Source organism: Pedococcus soli (assembly GCF_054782575.1).
Map to the genome: position 1 here is coordinate 927,564 of NZ_BAAGSF010000006.1, position 16,446 is coordinate 944,009.

At 73.3% G+C, this 16,446-nt stretch carries 16 protein-coding genes; 3 read left to right on the plus strand and 13 right to left on the minus strand.

The window, feature by feature from the left end; translation table 11 throughout:
* Positions 1–58: 58 nt before the first annotated feature.
* A complete protein-coding gene (locus tag ACYVKF_RS19615) occupies positions 59–1,348 on the minus strand; it encodes a hypothetical protein (protein ID WP_460968665.1) in 1,290 nt (429 codons plus the stop codon).
* Positions 1,345–1,710, minus strand: a complete 366-nt coding sequence (locus tag ACYVKF_RS19620; protein WP_460968666.1) for a hypothetical protein — start codon at positions 1,708–1,710, stop codon at positions 1,345–1,347. Before ACYVKF_RS19620 ends, ACYVKF_RS19615 begins: the two co-directional genes overlap by 4 nt.
* Positions 1,711–1,804: 94 nt before the next feature.
* Here ACYVKF_RS19620 and ACYVKF_RS19625 point away from each other — a divergent pair, with 94 nt between their 5' ends.
* Complete coding sequence (locus ACYVKF_RS19625) at positions 1,805–2,257, plus strand: nitroreductase family deazaflavin-dependent oxidoreductase (RefSeq protein ID WP_460968668.1); 453 nt, start codon at positions 1,805–1,807, stop codon at positions 2,255–2,257.
* A 26-nt stretch (positions 2,258–2,283) separates the two neighbouring features.
* Here ACYVKF_RS19625 and ACYVKF_RS19630 read toward each other — a convergent pair whose 3' ends face one another.
* The 5 genes from ACYVKF_RS19630 to ACYVKF_RS19650 form a co-directional block, all read right to left on the minus strand.
* Positions 2,284–2,724, minus strand: a complete 441-nt coding sequence (locus tag ACYVKF_RS19630; RefSeq protein WP_460968670.1) for a hypothetical protein — start codon at positions 2,722–2,724, stop codon at positions 2,284–2,286.
* Entirely contained in the window at positions 2,717–3,082 is a 366-nt protein-coding gene (locus ACYVKF_RS19635) for a hypothetical protein (protein ID WP_056914987.1), read from the minus strand. The genes ACYVKF_RS19630 and ACYVKF_RS19635 overlap by 8 nt, the downstream gene beginning before the upstream one ends.
* Positions 3,083–3,132: 50 nt before the next feature.
* A complete protein-coding gene (locus ACYVKF_RS19640) occupies positions 3,133–3,678 on the minus strand; it encodes a hypothetical protein (protein WP_460968672.1) in 546 nt (181 codons plus the stop codon).
* A gap of 66 nt (positions 3,679–3,744) precedes the next feature.
* Positions 3,745–5,151 carry an RNA polymerase sigma factor gene (locus ACYVKF_RS19645; RefSeq protein ID WP_460968674.1) on the minus strand — a complete coding sequence of 469 codons (1,407 nt, stop codon included), beginning with the start codon at positions 5,149–5,151 and terminating at the stop codon, positions 3,745–3,747.
* A 337-nt stretch (positions 5,152–5,488) separates the two neighbouring features.
* Complete coding sequence (locus tag ACYVKF_RS19650; RefSeq protein ID WP_460968676.1) at positions 5,489–7,765, minus strand: MMPL family transporter; 2,277 nt, start codon at positions 7,763–7,765, stop codon at positions 5,489–5,491.
* Between the two features lie 212 nt (positions 7,766–7,977).
* Here ACYVKF_RS19650 and ACYVKF_RS19655 point away from each other — a divergent pair, with 212 nt between their 5' ends.
* Complete coding sequence (locus ACYVKF_RS19655; protein ID WP_460968678.1) at positions 7,978–8,799, plus strand: TetR/AcrR family transcriptional regulator; 822 nt, start codon at positions 7,978–7,980, stop codon at positions 8,797–8,799.
* A 12-nt stretch (positions 8,800–8,811) separates the two neighbouring features.
* On the opposite strand, the gene ACYVKF_RS19660 is transcribed toward ACYVKF_RS19655, so the two are convergent.
* The 3 genes from ACYVKF_RS19660 to ACYVKF_RS19670 form a co-directional block, all read right to left on the minus strand.
* Positions 8,812–11,241: an ATP-binding cassette domain-containing protein gene (locus ACYVKF_RS19660; RefSeq protein WP_460968681.1), complete on the minus strand. Its 2,430-nt coding sequence runs from the start codon at positions 11,239–11,241 to the stop codon at positions 8,812–8,814.
* Between the two features lie 3 nt (positions 11,242–11,244).
* On the minus strand, positions 11,245–11,445 hold the full coding sequence (locus tag ACYVKF_RS19665) for a DUF4177 domain-containing protein (RefSeq protein WP_056914992.1): 201 nt from the start codon (positions 11,443–11,445) through the stop codon (positions 11,245–11,247).
* Between the two features lie 76 nt (positions 11,446–11,521).
* A complete protein-coding gene (locus ACYVKF_RS19670) occupies positions 11,522–11,950 on the minus strand; it encodes a hypothetical protein (protein WP_460968683.1) in 429 nt (142 codons plus the stop codon).
* Positions 11,951–12,117: 167 nt separating this feature from the next.
* On the opposite strand from ACYVKF_RS19670, the gene ACYVKF_RS19675 reads away from it, so the two are divergent.
* Positions 12,118–12,306 (plus strand): hypothetical protein, encoded by a 189-nt coding sequence (locus ACYVKF_RS19675; RefSeq protein WP_056914994.1) that lies wholly within the window; start codon positions 12,118–12,120, stop codon positions 12,304–12,306.
* 36 nt (positions 12,307–12,342) lie between these two features.
* On the opposite strand, the gene ACYVKF_RS19680 is transcribed toward ACYVKF_RS19675, so the two are convergent.
* From ACYVKF_RS19680 to ACYVKF_RS19690, 3 genes are all read right to left on the minus strand, one after another.
* On the minus strand, positions 12,343–12,669 hold the full coding sequence (locus tag ACYVKF_RS19680; protein ID WP_056914995.1) for a putative quinol monooxygenase: 327 nt from the start codon (positions 12,667–12,669) through the stop codon (positions 12,343–12,345).
* An 81-nt stretch (positions 12,670–12,750) separates the two neighbouring features.
* A complete protein-coding gene (locus ACYVKF_RS19685) occupies positions 12,751–14,070 on the minus strand; it encodes a nucleotide disphospho-sugar-binding domain-containing protein (RefSeq protein ID WP_460968685.1) in 1,320 nt (439 codons plus the stop codon).
* A complete protein-coding gene (locus tag ACYVKF_RS19690; protein WP_460968686.1) occupies positions 14,067–16,343 on the minus strand; it encodes a glycosyltransferase in 2,277 nt (758 codons plus the stop codon). The genes ACYVKF_RS19685 and ACYVKF_RS19690 overlap by 4 nt, the downstream gene beginning before the upstream one ends.
* Between the last annotated feature and the right edge of the window lie 103 nt (positions 16,344–16,446).

A 16,446-nucleotide genomic window follows, 5' to 3' on the forward strand; every position in this document is an offset into this window, starting at 1 on the left:
CCACATGGCGGAAACTGGCTTCTGCACCATGGACCCTATTTGCGGCATACAGGACAGGTCAACGGTGTCGGGCACCACTGTCGCGCAGGTCAGCCTGCTCCCGCGCGTCGAGGAGCCGCTCCCTCACCGCATCGCCCCGGTGCACGCCACGCGCCACTCCGTCCGCCGCCACCCCGGCGACGTGCCAGCTCGTCGAGGCGCCCTCTGCCCTCGCCACCGCAGTGAGGTCGTCGACCCAACGGATCTTGGCCCAGGTGGCCGCTCGTACGGCGGCCTGCTCGTGCAGCCACGGGCGCAGGGCCGCTGCCGACCGCGGCGGCCGGGTCCACGGCAGGGGCGCGCGTGGTGCGGGTGCCTCGACCAGCCGCACGCCCTTGCGCGCCAGCCGTTCCCCCGCGAACCCGGCCCCGCGCGCGCCGGACACACCGAGCCGGGCCGAGGGGACGTTCTCCGCGAGCCCCGCAGCCAGGCGGTCCCGGGCGGTGAGCCGCAGGGCGCTGCGCCCCGACCGCGAGCCGGTCGCACCGACGACGGCAGCGTTCGTCGCCCGGGCACCGGTCTTGAGGACCGATCCGGTGTTCCCCAGCACCGCGGCCGCCGTCGCCAGGGCGAGGTGGGTCGGGTCGCCGTCGCCGTACCCGACGAGCACCACCGCATCGGCCGCCACCTGCAGTCCGGCGGACCCTGCTGCCACCGCCGCCAGCGGACGCAGCGGGGGCACGAGGGCGAGGGTCCCTGCGGCACCCGCCACCTCTCCTGCCACGCGGCTGGTGCCCGTCAGCGCGTCGTACAGGCCGCTGTCGGCCAGCCCGGCGTCGAGGAGCCCGCACAGCACCGCAGCGCACCGACGGTCCGCGGCGGTCCAGGCGTCGTGCGCCTCCGCGTGGCGCCGCACCGCGACCTGCACGCGTTCGCCGTGCGTCACCATCTCGGCGCGGTACCTCCCCGCCTGCGCCCGCTGGGCCGGGTCCGCGCTGCCCTCCGCGACCCCCATGAGGTCCCCCGCCCGCAGGAAGGCGTCCCACTCCACCCGGTGGACCCGCTGCGCCCCCGCCACCTCGACCTGCACCCGCTCGAGCTCGTCCGCGAGGCGACGCAGCGCCGACGCGGCCACGGCATACCGACGGGCCACCCGCTCCAGCACCTCGGGGACCGCACCGAGCCTGCGGCCGAAGGCCGCACCGGCCGGGGAGGACCACACGGCGACGCCCGGATCGGCGAGTCCCCGCGCGGTGCGGGCCAGGGCGGCCAGCTGCTCACCCTCGGCGGACAGGGTCGCTGCGATGCCGCGCACCCCGGCGGGGTCGCCAACGACGGGGCCGAGCACCGCTGCCGCAGAGCTGCTCACGTCGTCTGTCCGGCGTCGACCATCCCACCGACGGCCGCCTCGACCTCGACGTAGAGACCGCCGGCCCGGCGGGCCGCGACCGCGAGGTCGTCGAGCGCCCGACCGAGCACGAGGCGCCGGTGCTCGAAGTCACCGAGGACGTCGCCGAGCGCCGCGGTGCTGTGCCCGACCCCCAGGGCCCACCCCCGGTCCGCGACCTCTGCCGCGTGCCACTGCAGGTCGGTGGCGACGTGCGACAGCGCCACGCCCAGCGCGGCGACCTCGGAACCGCTCACCTCGATCCTCGTGGAGACCGGGGCAGGGTGCGAGGTCAGGCGCGAGCTGGGCTGCGGGGTGGCGCCTGTCGACGCTGCCGTCGTCATGGCCCCGAGGGTAGGAGGACCGGAGCGGGTGCCCGGCACGTTGTCCACAGGTCCCGGTCGTGCGGTCGTCCCGCGCGCGTGCTTGCATGGCGTCATGACGATTCAGGGTGAGTACGTCCCCAGTCCCACCGCGTGGGTCCGTGAGCAGGTCGAGAAGATCGAGGAGACCGGCACCACCCGGTCGGTCAGCGTCCAGGACCGCGAGGTGGTCATGCTGACGATGCTCGGCGTCTCCGGCAAGGTGCGCAAGGTGCCGCTCATGCGGGTCGAGCACGACGGCGTGTATGCCGCGGTGGCCAGCAAGGGCGGCGCTCCGGAGCACCCGGCGTGGTACGCCAACGTCCGCAAGAACCCGGTCCTGGACCTCCAGGACGACGACCGCACGTGGACGGTTCGGGCCCGCGAGATCGACGGCGAGGAGCGCGAGCAGTGGTGGGAGCGCTGCGTCGCCGCCTTCCCTCCCTACGCGGAGTACCAGGTCAAGACCGACCGGCTGATCCCGGTGCTGCTGCTCGAGCCCGTCGAGGACCAGCCCGACCAGGGCTAGCCGGTCAGGAACCGGTCGGTCGAGGATCAGCCCGTCGGGTCGCCCGCGGCCCGCTCCTTCGAGGCGGGCCGGCTCGCGGTCCGGCGCAGCCACAGCAGCCCCAGCACCGGCAGCACGAGCGGGACGTAGCCGTACCCGGAGCCGAAGTGGGACCACACCGTCTTGTCGGGGAACGCGTCGGTGGCCAGGTACGACGCCAGACCCACCACCAGCACCCCGGCGAGCTCGATGGTGATGGCCGTCGTGGCGACCCGCCGTGAGGTCCGGTCGCCACGCGCCAGCGCGATCGTGGCCACGACGTAGATGACCGCAGCCAGCGCCGACAGCACGTAGGCCAGGGGGGCGCGGGAGAAGTACTCGGTGATCTGCAGGACCGAGCGGCCGGTCGCGGCGAGGGCCAGCAGGCCGTACACGGCGACGAGCACGATGCCCGGCCCGGAGCGGGTGGAGCGCGGCGCGTCAGCCATGGAGGTTCCAGATCTGTTGGAGGCGGGCGGTCATCACCGCGACGGCGAACGCCGCGACGGCGACGACCCCCATGGACCAGCGGGTCTTCTCCTTGAGCGCCAGGAACACCGCCACCGGGGGAAGGAACGGCAGCGTGATCGCGTATGCCGCGAACGTCGCCGTCTCCGCGTCGTCCCCGGGGACGCTGCCGAGGTGCGCGAGCGCGACGGCGGCCTGGACGAGCACCCCCAGCTCCACCACCGCCGCCACGAGGAGCAGGCGGTCGTCGACGAGGCGGGTGCGGGCGGCATACCAGCCGGCGATCGCGAGCAGGGCCACCGCACCGGCGAGGACGACCACGGTCAGGGGGAAGAGCACGCGGGAAGCCTACGCGAGCAGGACCACCGCCCTGCCGAGGGCGGTCGCGGTCAGGACGCGCTCGTCCGGGACGCGGCCGGGGCGAGCACGAGGTAGGCCTGCGCCGCGAGCAGGACGACGACTGCCACCCACTTCCCTGCGGGCAGCTCGACGCCGTACCGCACCCGGTCGACGACCACGAGGCCCACCTGGAGCATGACGATCCAGCCCATGGTGACGAGGGCGAGCTCGGCGTACTGCAGCGACGAGGCGTAGACCCAGAACAGCACCCCGAACGCGAGGAGCCCCAGCAGCATCGGCCACCACGACCGGTGCTCTGCCCACTCCTTGGCGGCCACCGCGCCGGCGAGGTCGACGGCGGCGAGCGCCACCATCGCCACGGTGGCGACGAGCGCCACCGGCCACCCCTGCGGTGCCTTGATCATCGGCACGAGCTCCACACTGACCATCGTCCCCACCCCCGGGTGCGGCCGACCCGCTGCCGGCCACGTTCCAGTGCAGCGCCCGAGGACCGACCCGGCATCGGTCATCTCACCGAGATCGCCACCGACGCGACGAGCAACCACCCGGGCCGCGCGGGGTGCGACGCCCGGCATGGGTGGTTCCTGGGGGTTCGTCCGGCCGGGGGGTTCGTCCGGCCGGGCGCTCGTCCTGCAGGACCGTCAGGGATTCGTGACGTCCGTCGTCGACGTGGCGCTGGGGCCGGTGGTCGACGACACCGTGGAGTCGCCCGACCCGGTGGCCGGCCCCTTGGTGGGATGCGAGCCCGGGGCCTTCGTCCTCGGCGCCTTGGTCGTCGGTGCCTTGGTCTTGGTCGAGTGGGAGTTCGGCGTGTGGGAGCTCGGGACCCCCGACGTCGCGGTCGAGCCGGTGGACGGCGCCCGTGTGGGCGACCCCGTGCCGTGGGGCACCGAGCCGGTGACGGAGGAGGTCGACGTCGGGCTGGGCGAACCAGTCTTCGTGCCGCCCTTGCCCTTCCCCTTGCCCGGAGCGGTCACCTCGGCGGTCGGCTGGACCGGGGCGACCCCGCCGCCGGGGAGGATCCGGCCGATGCCGTTGGACGGACGGGACGAGGCCGGCGAACCGGGCGCCTTCGGCTTCGGGGCCCCGGACCGCGAGGCTCCAGGGGCCGGCGCCCCGATGGTTTCGTGCATGAGCCGCTGGACCCCCGTGGGAAGGGCACCGACGTAGGCAGCGGCGCTCAGTCCACCGAGCGACATGACCGAGGCCGAGATGGTCGCGATGCCGAGCAGGGCGGTGCGCGAGCGGCCGGCGGCGTTGGCGATGCCGTGCGGCCGTTTGGCCCCCCGACGGGCCGGCGCGTTGCCGACCGTGACGACCCGGGTGCGCGGGACGGACCAGGCCGGAGGCCGCGGGATGCTGCGGAACGCCCCCAGCGCGACGCGTTCGTCGGCGAGCTCCGCGGGAGTGGCCGGCGCGTCCAGCGACCACGTGAGCAGCTCGGCGTCGGCACCCAGGCGCTCGAGCGCGCGAGCCTCGGAGCGGCGCACGCTCTCGGCGTCCGAGCCCACGACGTCGGAGACCGCCCGGACGGGCAGCGCCCCACCGAGGCGCAGGACGAGGATCTCGCCCTGGCCGAGGGGCAGGGCGCGCAGGGCGGTGATGGTGTCGCCGAGACCGCGGTGGGCAGGGTCGGTGTCAGGGGACGCATCGAGCAGGGCGTCGATGTCGAACTCGTCGGCGTCGCTCCGGCGCCGGGCCATCGTCGCGGCCGCAGCCGCTGTCGCCGCCGTGGCCGCGGTGGCGGCGGAGGAGGCGGTGGTGGCCTGCGAGAACGCCCGCCGGTCGATGGGGGTGACCGTGGCCCAGCTCCCCTGCCCCGTCCCCTGCTCGGCGCGCAGGCGCGCGCACGCGAGGATCCAGACCCGCCAGGCGGACTCGTCGCCGGTGAAGCCGATGAGACCACGGATCGCGGTGATCCAGCCTTCGCAGGCCGCGTCGTACGGGTCGTCGGCACCCACGACGCGCAGGTAGCGGATGACCAAGGGGTTGGCGTCGCGCCAGAGCCGGGTGAAGGCTTGCTCATCCCCGGCTTGGGCTTCTCTCAACGTTCCCGTGAACGCGCTCCCCAGCACTCCCCCAGTATCGGTCCCGTCAGCCGGTCCCGGGGTCATCCGTTTGGCCGTGTTCAGGACAAATCCGAGTACCCCCTCGGGTGACGTGCTACAGCCAGCCCGCGGCCGGACGCCGTCGTTCGCCGCCGTTTGCCCGCGGTGGATGGCGGCGAACGGACGGGCGACCGGCGGACCACCGGCGGCCGCTGGGGGCCGACCGGGTGGGCGACCGGGTGGGCGACCGGGTGGGCGACCGGGTGGGCGACCGGGTGGGCAACCTGGTGGGCGACGGACGGCCCGGTGCTCCGCGAGGGGAGCACCGGGCCGCGGCTCAACCGGCCGGCTGCAGGACCGGCGGTTCAGCCGGCTCCGAGGGCCCGGAGGTCCCTGAGGTCCCGGATGTCCCGGTCGCGTCGGTCGCCGCCGCGCGGGTCTCCTCGCGGTGCCCGTGGCGCTCCCACCACCGCGCCAGCGGGGCGGGGGCCCACCAGTTGGCCCGGCCGAGCAGCCGCATGGTGGCCGGGACGAGCAGGGCGCGCACGACCGTGGCGTCGATGAGCACCGCCACGAGCATGCCGACCCCGATCATCTTGAGGAACACGATCCCGCTGGTGGCGAACCCACCGATGACGACCGCGAGCAGCAGCGCCGCACTGGTGATGATGCGCCCCGAGCGCTGCACCCCGGCTGCGACGGCCCGCGTGTTGTCGCCGGTGCGGTCCCACTCCTCCCGGATGCGGCTGAGCAGGAACACCTCGTAGTCCATCGACAACCCGAACAGGATCGCCAGCATGAGGATGGGCTGGGTGACGTCGAGGTACCCCGGGGAGGTGAAGCCGAGCAGCCCGGCGAGGTGCCCCTCCTGGAAGATCCAGGTCACCACACCGAAGCTGGCGCCGATCGACACCGCGTTCATGACGATCGCCTTGAGGGGCAGCACGACCGACCCGAAGGCCACGAACAGCAGCACGAGCATGACCACCGCCACCGTGAGGGCCATCCACGGGAGCCGGGCCCCGATGGAGTCGACGAGGTCGACCGCGTCGGCGGTGGCTCCTCCGACGAGCACCGTGCTGCCCGCCGGTGCCGCGACGGCGCGCAGCTCTCGGACCAGGTCCTGGCTGGCCGCCGACTGGCCGTTGCCCGGCCAGGTCACCCGCAGCAAGGTCCTGGCCTGCCCCTCGTAGGTCGTCCGCCCCGTCGGCTGCACGGCGGTGACGCCGTCGACGCGACCCAGCTGCGCGGCATACGCGGAGACGGCGGTGGGGTCACCACCGGTGACGACGAGGGACGCCGACGAGGTCTCGCCGCCGAAGAGGTCGGCCTGCAGCTCGGCCGCCTGGCGGCTGGGCGAGCTGGCCGGCAGCACCCGCTCGTCGACACTGCCCCAGCGCGCCTGGGTGAACGGACTCCCCAGGGCCAGCAGGCCCACCACGATGACGACGAGGAAGACGACGGGGCGACGCATGACACTGTGGGCGACCCGCGCCCAGGCGCCGTGGACGACCTCGCGGTCGGTGCCGTGGACCTCCTGCAGCGCCTGCGCGTCGGCCCGGTGCGCCCGGGTGCCGCGCCGCCACGGCATCCGGCCCAGCTCGATGCGCGGGCCGAGGACTCCGAGCAGCGCCGGCAGGATGGTCAGGGCAGCTGCCATCGCGACGAGCACCGCGGCGACCCCGCCGTAGCCCATGGAGCGCAGGAAGTTCTGCGGGAAGATGAGCAGCGAGGCGAGGGACGCGGCCACGATGAGGCCGGAGAACAGCACGGTCCGCCCGGCCGTCGCCATGGTGCGGCTGATCGCCGCCACCACGCTGGCACGGCTCTCGTCGGGCTGGGTGGCGAGCTCCTCGCGGAAGCGGCTGACGACGAACAGCGCGTAGTCGATCGCCAGGCCCATCCCGAGCAGGGTGATGACGTTGATGGAGAAGACCGAGACGTCGGTGATGCCGGTGACCAGGCGCACGACGGCGAACGCCCCCATCACGGCGATGCCGCCGACCAGGGTGGGCATCAGGGCCGAGGCGAGGCTTCCGAAGATCAGCAGGCTGAGGACGAAGACGATCGGCATGGAGATCGACTCGGCGCGCGCGATGTCGTGCGAGACCTGCTCGTTGACGTCACCGAAGACGGCCCACTTCCCGCCGACGCTGGTTGCCAGGCCGGGTGCCCGGAGGTCGTCCTTGACCGCCTCCCAGTTGTCGCTCTTGGCGTCCTGGGTCGCCCCGGCAAGGGTGACGACCACCCGGGTGGCGTGCCGGTCACCGCTGACCAGGTCGGGGGCCCTGGTCGACCACCACGTCGTGGTCGCGGCCACGTCGGACCGCGGGAGGGCGCCGAGCGTGCGGGTCACGGCCTGCTCGAACGCCGGGTCCTGCACCGTGAGGGTCGGGCTCGAGTAGACGACGACCAGGTCGGTGTCCCGCCCCGGGAAGGCGGCCTGCTCGAGGACCAGCTCCTTCGCGGAGTCGGTCGCCGGGTCGTCGAACCCCCCGTTCGCGAGGTGGCCGAACACCCCGATGCCGTATGCCGCCGCGGCCAGCACGACGACGATCCCCGCCACGAGGACGGCCCACGACCGTCGGGCGACGAATGCTCCCCAGGACTCCATGCCGACCACTCCTTGCGATGTTGCATCACGAATGTTTACGGCAGTAACAGTGATGGGCGTAAACTAACTTGTCAAGGGTTCATGGTTGACTCTGTGGTGAACAGCCACGACGGGCACGGGTCGGCGACGACAAGGTCGACGGGGCACTGGTCGGCGACGACGAAGGCGACGACCGGCGACGAGTAGCGACGACAGCGAGGAGCAGCGACCAGATGACGACGGCACCGACCCGCCGGGAACGCCAGCGGCAGGCGACCTACGACGAGATCGTCGAGGTCTCGCGGCGGCTCCTGCGCGCCGGAGAGGACGTGTCCATCCGCGCGGTCGCCCAGGAGATGGGGCTGACTCCCCCGGCCCTGTACCGGTACGTCGACAGCCACGCCGAGCTGATGCAGCTCGTCGCCCGGTCGATCTTCGGAGACGTCGTGGCAGCCATGCTCGCGGCCCGGGACGAGCAGCCGGATGACGACCCGGCCGCCCAGATCGTCGCGTCGGCAGGGGCGTTCCGGCGCTGGGCGCTCGGCAACCACGAGGAGTTCCAGCTCGCCTTCGCCTCACCCACGTCCGCCGGGCTGAAGAACCCCGCGACGGGGTCGCCGCAGCCCATCACCTCGCTCGACGACTGCGCCCCCGAGGAGAGCGGCGCCCACCTGTTCGCCGGGTTCTTCAGCGAGATCTTCGGCCGGCTGTGGGTGCGCTACCGGTTCCCGATCCCCACCGACGACGACCTCGACCCCGACGTGGTCTCGGTCCTGCGGGGCGAGATCGCCGCCGGCCAGCCCACCCAGGGGAAGCTGGCGCACGGCGGCCCGGGCGTCGGGCCCCTCGGTGCCCCGACGCCGGGGATGATGTGGATGTTCGAGCGCTCGTGGGCCCGCCTCTACGGCACCGTCACCCTCGAGGTGTTCGGGCACGTCCACCCGGCCTTCATCAGCTCGGGTGCGTTGTTCCGGGCGGCGATGCTCGACATCGCCCGCGAGCTGCACATCGACCACGAGTGGGACCGCCTGCAGGACGTGGTCCGCGACTCGTAGCCGCCGAGCCCCTCAGCCGCCGACGTAGGCGGCGAGGTGCTCCCCGGTGAGCGTGGACCGGCCCGCGACGAGGTCGGCCGGGGTGCCCTCGAAGACGACCCGGCCACCGTCGTGGCCGGCGCCGGGACCGAGGTCGATGATCCAGTCGCCGTGGGCCATGACGGCCTGGTGGTGCTCGATCACGATGACGGACTTGCCCGACTCCACGAGCCGGTCGAGCAGCCCGAGCAGCTGCTCGACGTCGGCGAGGTGCAGGCCGGTCGTGGGTTCGTCGAGGATGTAGACGTCCCCCTTCTCGGCCATCTGCGTGGCCAGCTTCAGGCGCTGGCGCTCACCCCCCGAGAGCGTCGTGAGGGGCTGGCCGAGGGTGAGGTACCCCAGGCCGACGTCGGCGAGCCGCTCGAGCACCTTGTGCGCCGCCGGGGTCCGGGCCTCGCTGTCGTCCCCGCCGAAGAAGCCGAGCGCCTCTGCCACCGGCATCGCGAGCACCTCGGCGATGTTGCGGCCGCCGAGCCGGTACTCGAGGACGGCCGCCTGGAAGCGTCGTCCCTCGCACTCCTCGCAGGTCGACTCCACGGTGGCCATCACCCCGAGCTCGGTGTAGATGACCCCGGCGCCGTTGCAGGCGGGGCAGGCTCCCTCGGAGTTCGAGCTGAACAGGGCCGGCTTGACGCCGTTGGCCTTGGCGAAGGCCTTGCGGATGGGCTCCAGGAGCCCCGTGTAGGTCGCCGGGTTGCTGCGCCGTGAACCGCGGATCGCGCCCTGGTCGACGACGACCACGCCGTCGCGACCGGCGACCGAGCCGTGGATCATCGAGCTCTTGCCGGACCCGGCGACACCGGTGACGACGCAGAGCACCCCCAGCGGGAGGTCGACGTCGACGTCCTTGAGGTTGTGCGCCGACGCCCCCCGCACCTCCAGCACCCCGGTCGACCGGCGGACCGTCTCCTTGAGCCGCACCCGGTCGTCGAGGTGGTGGCCGGTCGTCGTGTCACTGGCGCGGAGCTCCTCGACGGTGCCCTCGAAGCAGACACTCCCACCTGCGGTGCCGGCCCCCGGTCCGAGGTCGACCACGTGGTCGGCGATGGCGATCGTCTCCGGCTTGTGCTCCACGACGAGGACCGTGTTGCCCTTGTCGCGGAGCTGGAGCAGCAGCTGGTTCATCCGGGCGATGTCGTGCGGGTGCAGGCCGATCGTGGGTTCGTCGAAGACGTACGTGACGTCGGTGAGGGACGACCCGAGGTGCCGGATCATCTTGGTGCGCTGGGCCTCCCCGCCGGACAGCGTCCCGGCGGGGCGGTCCAGCGACAGGTAGCCGAGGCCGATCTCGGCGAACGAGTCGAGCAGGTGCTGGAGGTTCGCCAGCAGCGGTGCGACCGAGGGCTCCGAGACGTCGCGCAGCCAGACGGCCAGGTCGCTGATCTGCATGGCGCAGAGCTCGGCGATGTTCTTGCCGTGGATCTTCGAGGACAGCGCCTCCTTCGACAGGCGGGTCCCCTTGCAGTCGGGACACGTCGTGAAGGTGACGGCGCGTTCGACGAACCGCCGCACGTGCGGCTGCATGGCGTCGAGGTCCTTGGACAGCATCGACTTCTGCACCTTGGTCAGGACGCCCTCGTAGGTGAGGTTGACCCCGTCGACCCTGATCTTCTCCGGCTCGCCGTACAGCAGCTTGTCGAGCTGCTTGGGCGTGAACTTCGCCACCGGCTTGTCCATGGGCAGGCCCGCGCCGCTGAAGATCCGGCCGTACCAGCCGTCCATGCTGTAGCCCGGCACGAGCAGGGCGCCGTCGGCCAGCGACTTCGTCTCGTCGTAGATCGCGGTCAGGTCGAAGTCGTTGACCGCCCCCATGCCCTCGCACCGTGAGCACATGCCGCCCTGGTAGACGGCGTCGCGGACGATCGACTTCTCCTCGCGGCCGCCCTTGTCGGTGCGCATCACACCGCTCGCCACCCGCGTGGGCACGTTGAACGCGAACGCCGTCGGCGGCCCGATGTGCGGAGAACCGATGCGGCTGAACAGGATCCGCAGCATCGTGTTGGCATCGGTCGCGGTCCCCACGGTCGAGCGCGGGTTCGCGCCCATCCGCTCCTGGTCGACGATGATCGCGGTCGTCAGGCCGTCGAGCAGGTCGACCTCGGGCCTGGCGAGGTTGGGCATGAACCCCTGCACGAAGGTGCTGTACGTCTCGTTGATCATCCGCTGCGACTCCGCGGCGATGGTGCCGAAGACCAGCGAGCTCTTCCCCGAGCCGGAGACCCCGGTGAACACCGTGAGCCGCCGCTTGGGGAGGTCGACCGTGACGTCCTTGAGGTTGTTCTCCCGCGCCCCCTGGACCCTGATGACGTCGTGGGTGTCGGCGGGATGGGTGCCGGCGGCGTGGGTGCCGTCGTGGGTGTCGGCGGCGCGGGCCGACGGCTGCGTCCCCTGCGTGGCTGCCATCGCTCAGGCGGTCTGGCGCTCGAACGTCACGAGCACGCCCTCGGTCGCCCCCGGCCCGATCCGGCCCTTCACCTCGACGGCGGTCACCGACTTCATCTGCCACCCCTTGGCGGCCCACTCGTTGAGCACCTTCTCCAGCTTGTCGGCCGACATCTTCCCGCCGATGAGGCCTTCGCGGACCTGGACCACCTTGTACTCGTACATGGCGCCAGACTAGTTCGGACCGCCCGCCCCACGGTGGGGTTTCTCCGGCCGGGCGGATTCGGCCGGAGAGGACCGGTCAGGACGCCTCGCGCAGCGGCGGCGGGAGGGCGGCCACGCCGTACGGGGACGCGAGGTGGAAGCCGAGGAGGCGGACGCCATACCGGGCGCAGGCGTCGATCGTGGCCTGGTGCCACGCGCGGTCGAGGTCGCTGGGCAGCAGCCCGCGCCGGCGCCCCCGCCCGACGAGGATCGCCCCGCCCGCCTCCCCCACCATGGGCAGGAGGAGGTCGAGCAGGCGGACCAGGTCGGCCACCGAGGCGTCCTCGGGGAGGTCGCTGAGCACGAGGGGTTGCAGGCCGCGGTCGTCCTCGTCGCACACCATCAGGGCGACCGCACCGCTGCGGCGCTCCTCGATGCCGAGGACGAGGTCGATCACGTCGCCCTGGAGGCCGGCTTCACGCAGCGGCCGGGTGCGGATGTCGTCGGGCAGGTCGTGGTAGCTCATGACGAGATGGTGCCGCGCCACGGACAGGGGGCCGGCGAGTTGTCCACAGGGTCGGGGGTCGGGAAGGCGGCCCGACTCGTCCCTTCCGGGGAGGTTGGTCGTCCGTTCGGCCCAGTCCCGGGGCGTTGGTGTCCGTGCACAGGTCACGCATCAATAACGTCCCGCTCGTGGACAACGACAGCGCAACCTTCCAGCCCCGGGCACACCGTGCAGCCGTCGGCACCCCCGAGCACACCGCTCGCGTGGCCGCCTCGGCCGACCTGCTGGTCAACCGCCTGCTCGCCGTCCGCGCCATCGGCCAGCTCGACGCCGAGCTCCAGGGCCTGGGCACCGAGGAGTCCTGGCTCACCAGCTGAGTCCAGCGGGCGCACCCCATGACGGGCGCCGGGTCGTCAGTCCGTGACGGCCATCTCACCGAGCTCGGACCAGCCGGTCCCCTCGATCGTCGTGTTGACGATGCGCGGCGTGGCCGACAGGTAGGCCGGGAGCTCGCTCGTCGCAGCCTTGAAGTGGTCGGACTGCACGTGCGCCGCGCCCGCCTCGTCGTCGCGGAACGCCTCGACGAGGACGTACTCGTTCGGGTCGTCGAGGCTGCGCGACCAGTCGAACCAGAGGCAGCCCTCCTCGGCGCGGCAGGCCTGCGTGAACGCCCGGCTCAGCTCCGGCCACTGGTCGGCGTGCTCGGGCTTCACGGGGAACTTCGCGGTGATGAAGATCAAGGGTCCTCCTACGGTCGGCGCCAGCCCGGCACGTGCGTCCGGGCCGACGGGGGCGGGGTCGTGTCCACCCTGCCACGGGGGTCACCGGGTCGCACCGGCCACCCCGGTGAGCGCCTGGCGGGCGCGGTGCGCCCCCGAGGAGGTATGCAGCCTGCTCGCCAGCGAGCGGACGCGCAGCGTGGTCTCCGTCGAGCCGAGCAGCTGCTCCACGGCAGTCCGCAGCTCGGCCGGAGTGGCAGTGTTCGGTGCGAGCACCGTTGCCATGCCTGCCGATTCGAGCGCCGCTGCTCCGGAGAACTGGTCGGTCGACAACGGCAGCACGAGCATGGGCACCCCCGCCGACAGTGACTCGGTGACGCTGTTGTTGCCCCCGTGGGTGACCGCGAGCGCAGCCTCGGCGAGGAGAGTGACCTGCGGCAGGACCTCACGGACCAGCCACGACGCCGGGAGCTCCCCGAGCGCCTGCGCCGGGGTCGACCCGTGGGCCAGGGCCACCCGCACGTCGAGGCCACGGAGCGCCTCGACGACCCGGGCGAGGACGTCGCCACGCACCGACAGGAAGCTGCCGAGGCTGACGTAGACCACCGGCTGTCGGCTGGAGGCGAGCCACTCGCGCACCTGCTCGTCCTCGGGCTCGGCCCGGACCGCCGACCCGAGGAACTCGTGCGCGGGCAGGAGCGAGGTGCGGCCGGGGTCGTGGAGCTCCGCCGGGTAGTTGAGGAGGAGAACGTCCCCGGTGACGGCGAACGCATCCACCACCTCGGGCGGCGACCCGTCGGCGGAGAGAGCACGGACGGCGGTGTTCCACTCACGGGTGAAGGCGTCGCGGACGTCCTCGCAGAGAGTGCGCAGGAGTCCGAGCCGGCCCGGGTCGACGTCGAAGGCCTGCGGGAACACCGTCGGGCAGCCGTACACCTCGTCGCCCACGGGCAGGGCGGTTGGATGCCCCAGCACCACGTCGCCGTGCGGCACCCCGGCCGCCGTGAGCGCCAGCCGGGCCGAGAAGGCGAGGTGGTCGACGAGGACGGTGTCCGGGCGCACGCGGTCCACGACGTCGAGCACCGCGCGGCCGACCGGGACCGGCGACCACAGGAGGTCGTCGCCCCGGGCCCGGGCCTGGAACTCCAGGGTCTCCAACGCCCCGCGACGGGTGGCGTCGAAGAACCCGCGCAGGGCGTCGTCCTCACCGGACGGCTGCTCCTCGGCACGGATGACGCCGGGGTTCGAACCGCGTCCGAGCTGGAGGTGGGCGCGCTCGAAGCCGAACCCGCGGACGATCGCATCCGTCGCGGGTCCGGTGGCGACCACCACCCGCTCCCCCTCTTCCGCCCAGGCTGTGGCGAGGGTCGCGAGCGGGTAGAGGTGCGAGGCATAGTCGGGGCTGATGACCAGCAGGGTCACGATGCCTCCCCCGTAGGGGGCACCTGGTGGGCGTCGTCCGGCGCGAGCTCGGCCATGCCGCTCGCACCGGTGTACACGCAGGCCAGGGCGTCCGCCATGGTGGTGATGCTGAACCGGTCGCGCAGGGTCGTCAGGGCCCGGCGCTGCTGCAGGGCAGCCTCCGGGGACGCGGCCAGCTCCAGGGCGCGGCCGATCGCCGCGGCGAGCGCGGCGGGTGACCCGGTGTCCGTCAGGAACCCTGTGACGCCGTCCTCGACGTAGGTCGCGGGGCCGCCCCCGTCGGGGGCGACCACGACGAGGGAGGCCGCCATCGCCTCGAGGATGGCCAGACCGAACTCCTCCTTGAGGCTCGCCGACACGTACACCCCTGCGGGGGCCGCCAGCGAGCCCCGTCCGTGCCGGGTCGCCGCGAGCCATGCAGCCACGGTGGCATGGGGGCGGTGGCCAGGCAGGAGCAGGCCGTGCCGCACAGCTGCGGCACGCGGGACGACGGCCTCGATCCGGGCCAGCTCCGCGGCCTCCTCCGCGGAGGGGTCGTCGAGGTCTCCTCCCACGACCAGCAGGTTGCTGCGGGCCCTGAGGGCAGGGTCGGCGTGCCACGTCTCGACGAGCGTGGCCATGCCCTTGACGCGGTTGAGCCGGCCGACCGTGACGAGCAGGGGCAGCCCGCGTCGGGCGGCAGGGAGCTGCACGAGCAACGCATCCAGCTCCGCGAGCGCCGCCCCGGTGGGGCCACCGCCGGCGTCACCTCCCGCGGTGACGATGGAGCCGCCCGTGGGGCCGGTGGAGCCGGCCGTGGGGCCGGGGCGGGTGGGCGTGGCACCCCGCTTGAGTGCCGCACCGGCATGCTCCACGGCCCTGAAGTCGATGCCCTCGGGCACGACCGTGGCCCGGTGCGCCTCGACGTCCAGGTCGAGTCCGAGCAGGGCACGGCTGTCGCGGCGGAGCTCGGGTCGGGGGAACAGCACGAGCTGCGCAGCCGCCCGCGCGAGGCCACGGACGAGGTGGTCGCGGAAGGCGAGGTGCTCGGTGGCGTCAGCGGCGCCGAACGACGCCCGCGTCAGCTCACCGGAGGCCTCCCGGGACGCCAGCAGGGCATGCGGGTCGGGGGCCACGGTGAAGACCACCGGTATGCCGAGCTCGTTCGCCGCCTCGGCCGCAGCCAAGGACCCGACGTCGGCCATCCGCAGGTGGATCACGTCGACCCGACCCGCCGCGAGCAGCAGCTGACGGACCCCGCGACGCACGGCGACCCGGTGCATCCACGCCTGCCCCATCCCGACCGGCGGGCCCCACAACGGCACCTGGGCGTAGTGGTGCCCCGGTGCGGCGAGGTCGGACGGCACGAGGTCGCCGTCCGGGCGCCCCCGCGAGATGGTCAGGACGCGTTCGACGCTGTCGGACTCGAGCAGGGCGTTGCCGAGGTGGACGAGCAGGGTGGCGATGCCTCCGGTGTCGCCCTTGCCGGCGCTGCTGAGCTCACCGTCGATGTCGGCGTGCAGGAACAGCTGGGCCACCGTCAACCCGGTCACGGTCGAGGGCACGGACGGGTGCGATCCGGTGCGGAGCGCGTGAGCGGAGCCATGGGTACGCGGCCCGGGCCCCCGCCTCGGGCGGGCCGTGAACCGGTCGGCCAGCGCGGCGGTCGCCGCTGCCCGCGTCGACGCGGACTCGCTCTCGTCGTCCACCACACCGAGCAGCACCGACCGCGCAGCCTCACCGGGGACCAGGTCGACGGTCTCGACGAGCCAGGTGCGAGCCCGGTCGTCGAGCGGCGGGACGGTCGGGTCGGGCTCCAGCGGGGCGCGGTCGAGGGCGGACACGAGGGAGGCCAGGACGAGCCCGGGCGACGCTGCGGCCCACACCTCCAGGGTCCGCTGGGCCAGCATGCCGGTGACGCCACCCGCGGACACGAGGTCGACCAGCGGCGGCACGGCGGCCGGCACCGGGGCAGCACGGCGCAGCGCCCAGGCGGCGTGCTCGACCCGGAACGGGTCGCCCGACCCCAGCAACCGCACCAGGTATGCCCCGTCGGCCACCGGGAGGGCAGCGAGCGCGTGCACGGCAGCGAGCGCGACGACGGCGTCGCCGGCGTCGTCGGCCGCGGCCCGGAGCTCCTGACGGGACGAACCCGCGTGGTCGTCGGCGGACGCCGTGGCCACGTCGGCCGCCAGCCGCAGGCCTTCCAGGATGGTCGGTGCAGAGCGCACCGCGTCGAGGGCCTCGCGGACCGCTCGTGCCGGGTGCGTCGAGGGAACCGCGCTGCCACTCACCACTCGACCCTAGGTCGGACCCCGGGGGGTCGCACCCGGAGCAGCGGACCCAGCGGAACCTGACCCGCGGCATACGCGCCACGCCGGGCGAGGCACCGGACAC

Coding starts and splice junctions, on each gene's coding strand:
- ACYVKF_RS19640 (WP_460968672.1), bottom strand. CDS start 3,678: ATGCCGGGCGTCGCACCCCGCGCGGCCCGGGTGGTTGCTCGTCGCGTC.
- ACYVKF_RS19665 (WP_056914992.1), bottom strand. CDS start 11,445: ATGTACGAGTACAAGGTGGTCCAGGTCCGCGAAGGCCTCATCGGCGGG.
- ACYVKF_RS19620 (WP_460968666.1), bottom strand. CDS start 1,710: ATGACGACGGCAGCGTCGACAGGCGCCACCCCGCAGCCCAGCTCGCGC.
- ACYVKF_RS19655 (WP_460968678.1), top strand. CDS start 7,978: ATGACGACGGCACCGACCCGCCGGGAACGCCAGCGGCAGGCGACCTAC.
- ACYVKF_RS19660 (WP_460968681.1), bottom strand. CDS start 11,241: ATGGCAGCCACGCAGGGGACGCAGCCGTCGGCCCGCGCCGCCGACACC.
- ACYVKF_RS19670 (WP_460968683.1), bottom strand. CDS start 11,950: ATGAGCTACCACGACCTGCCCGACGACATCCGCACCCGGCCGCTGCGT.
- ACYVKF_RS19630 (WP_460968670.1), bottom strand. CDS start 2,724: ATGGCTGACGCGCCGCGCTCCACCCGCTCCGGGCCGGGCATCGTGCTC.
- ACYVKF_RS19650 (WP_460968676.1), bottom strand. CDS start 7,765: ATGGAGTCCTGGGGAGCATTCGTCGCCCGACGGTCGTGGGCCGTCCTC.
- ACYVKF_RS19625 (WP_460968668.1), top strand. CDS start 1,805: ATGACGATTCAGGGTGAGTACGTCCCCAGTCCCACCGCGTGGGTCCGT.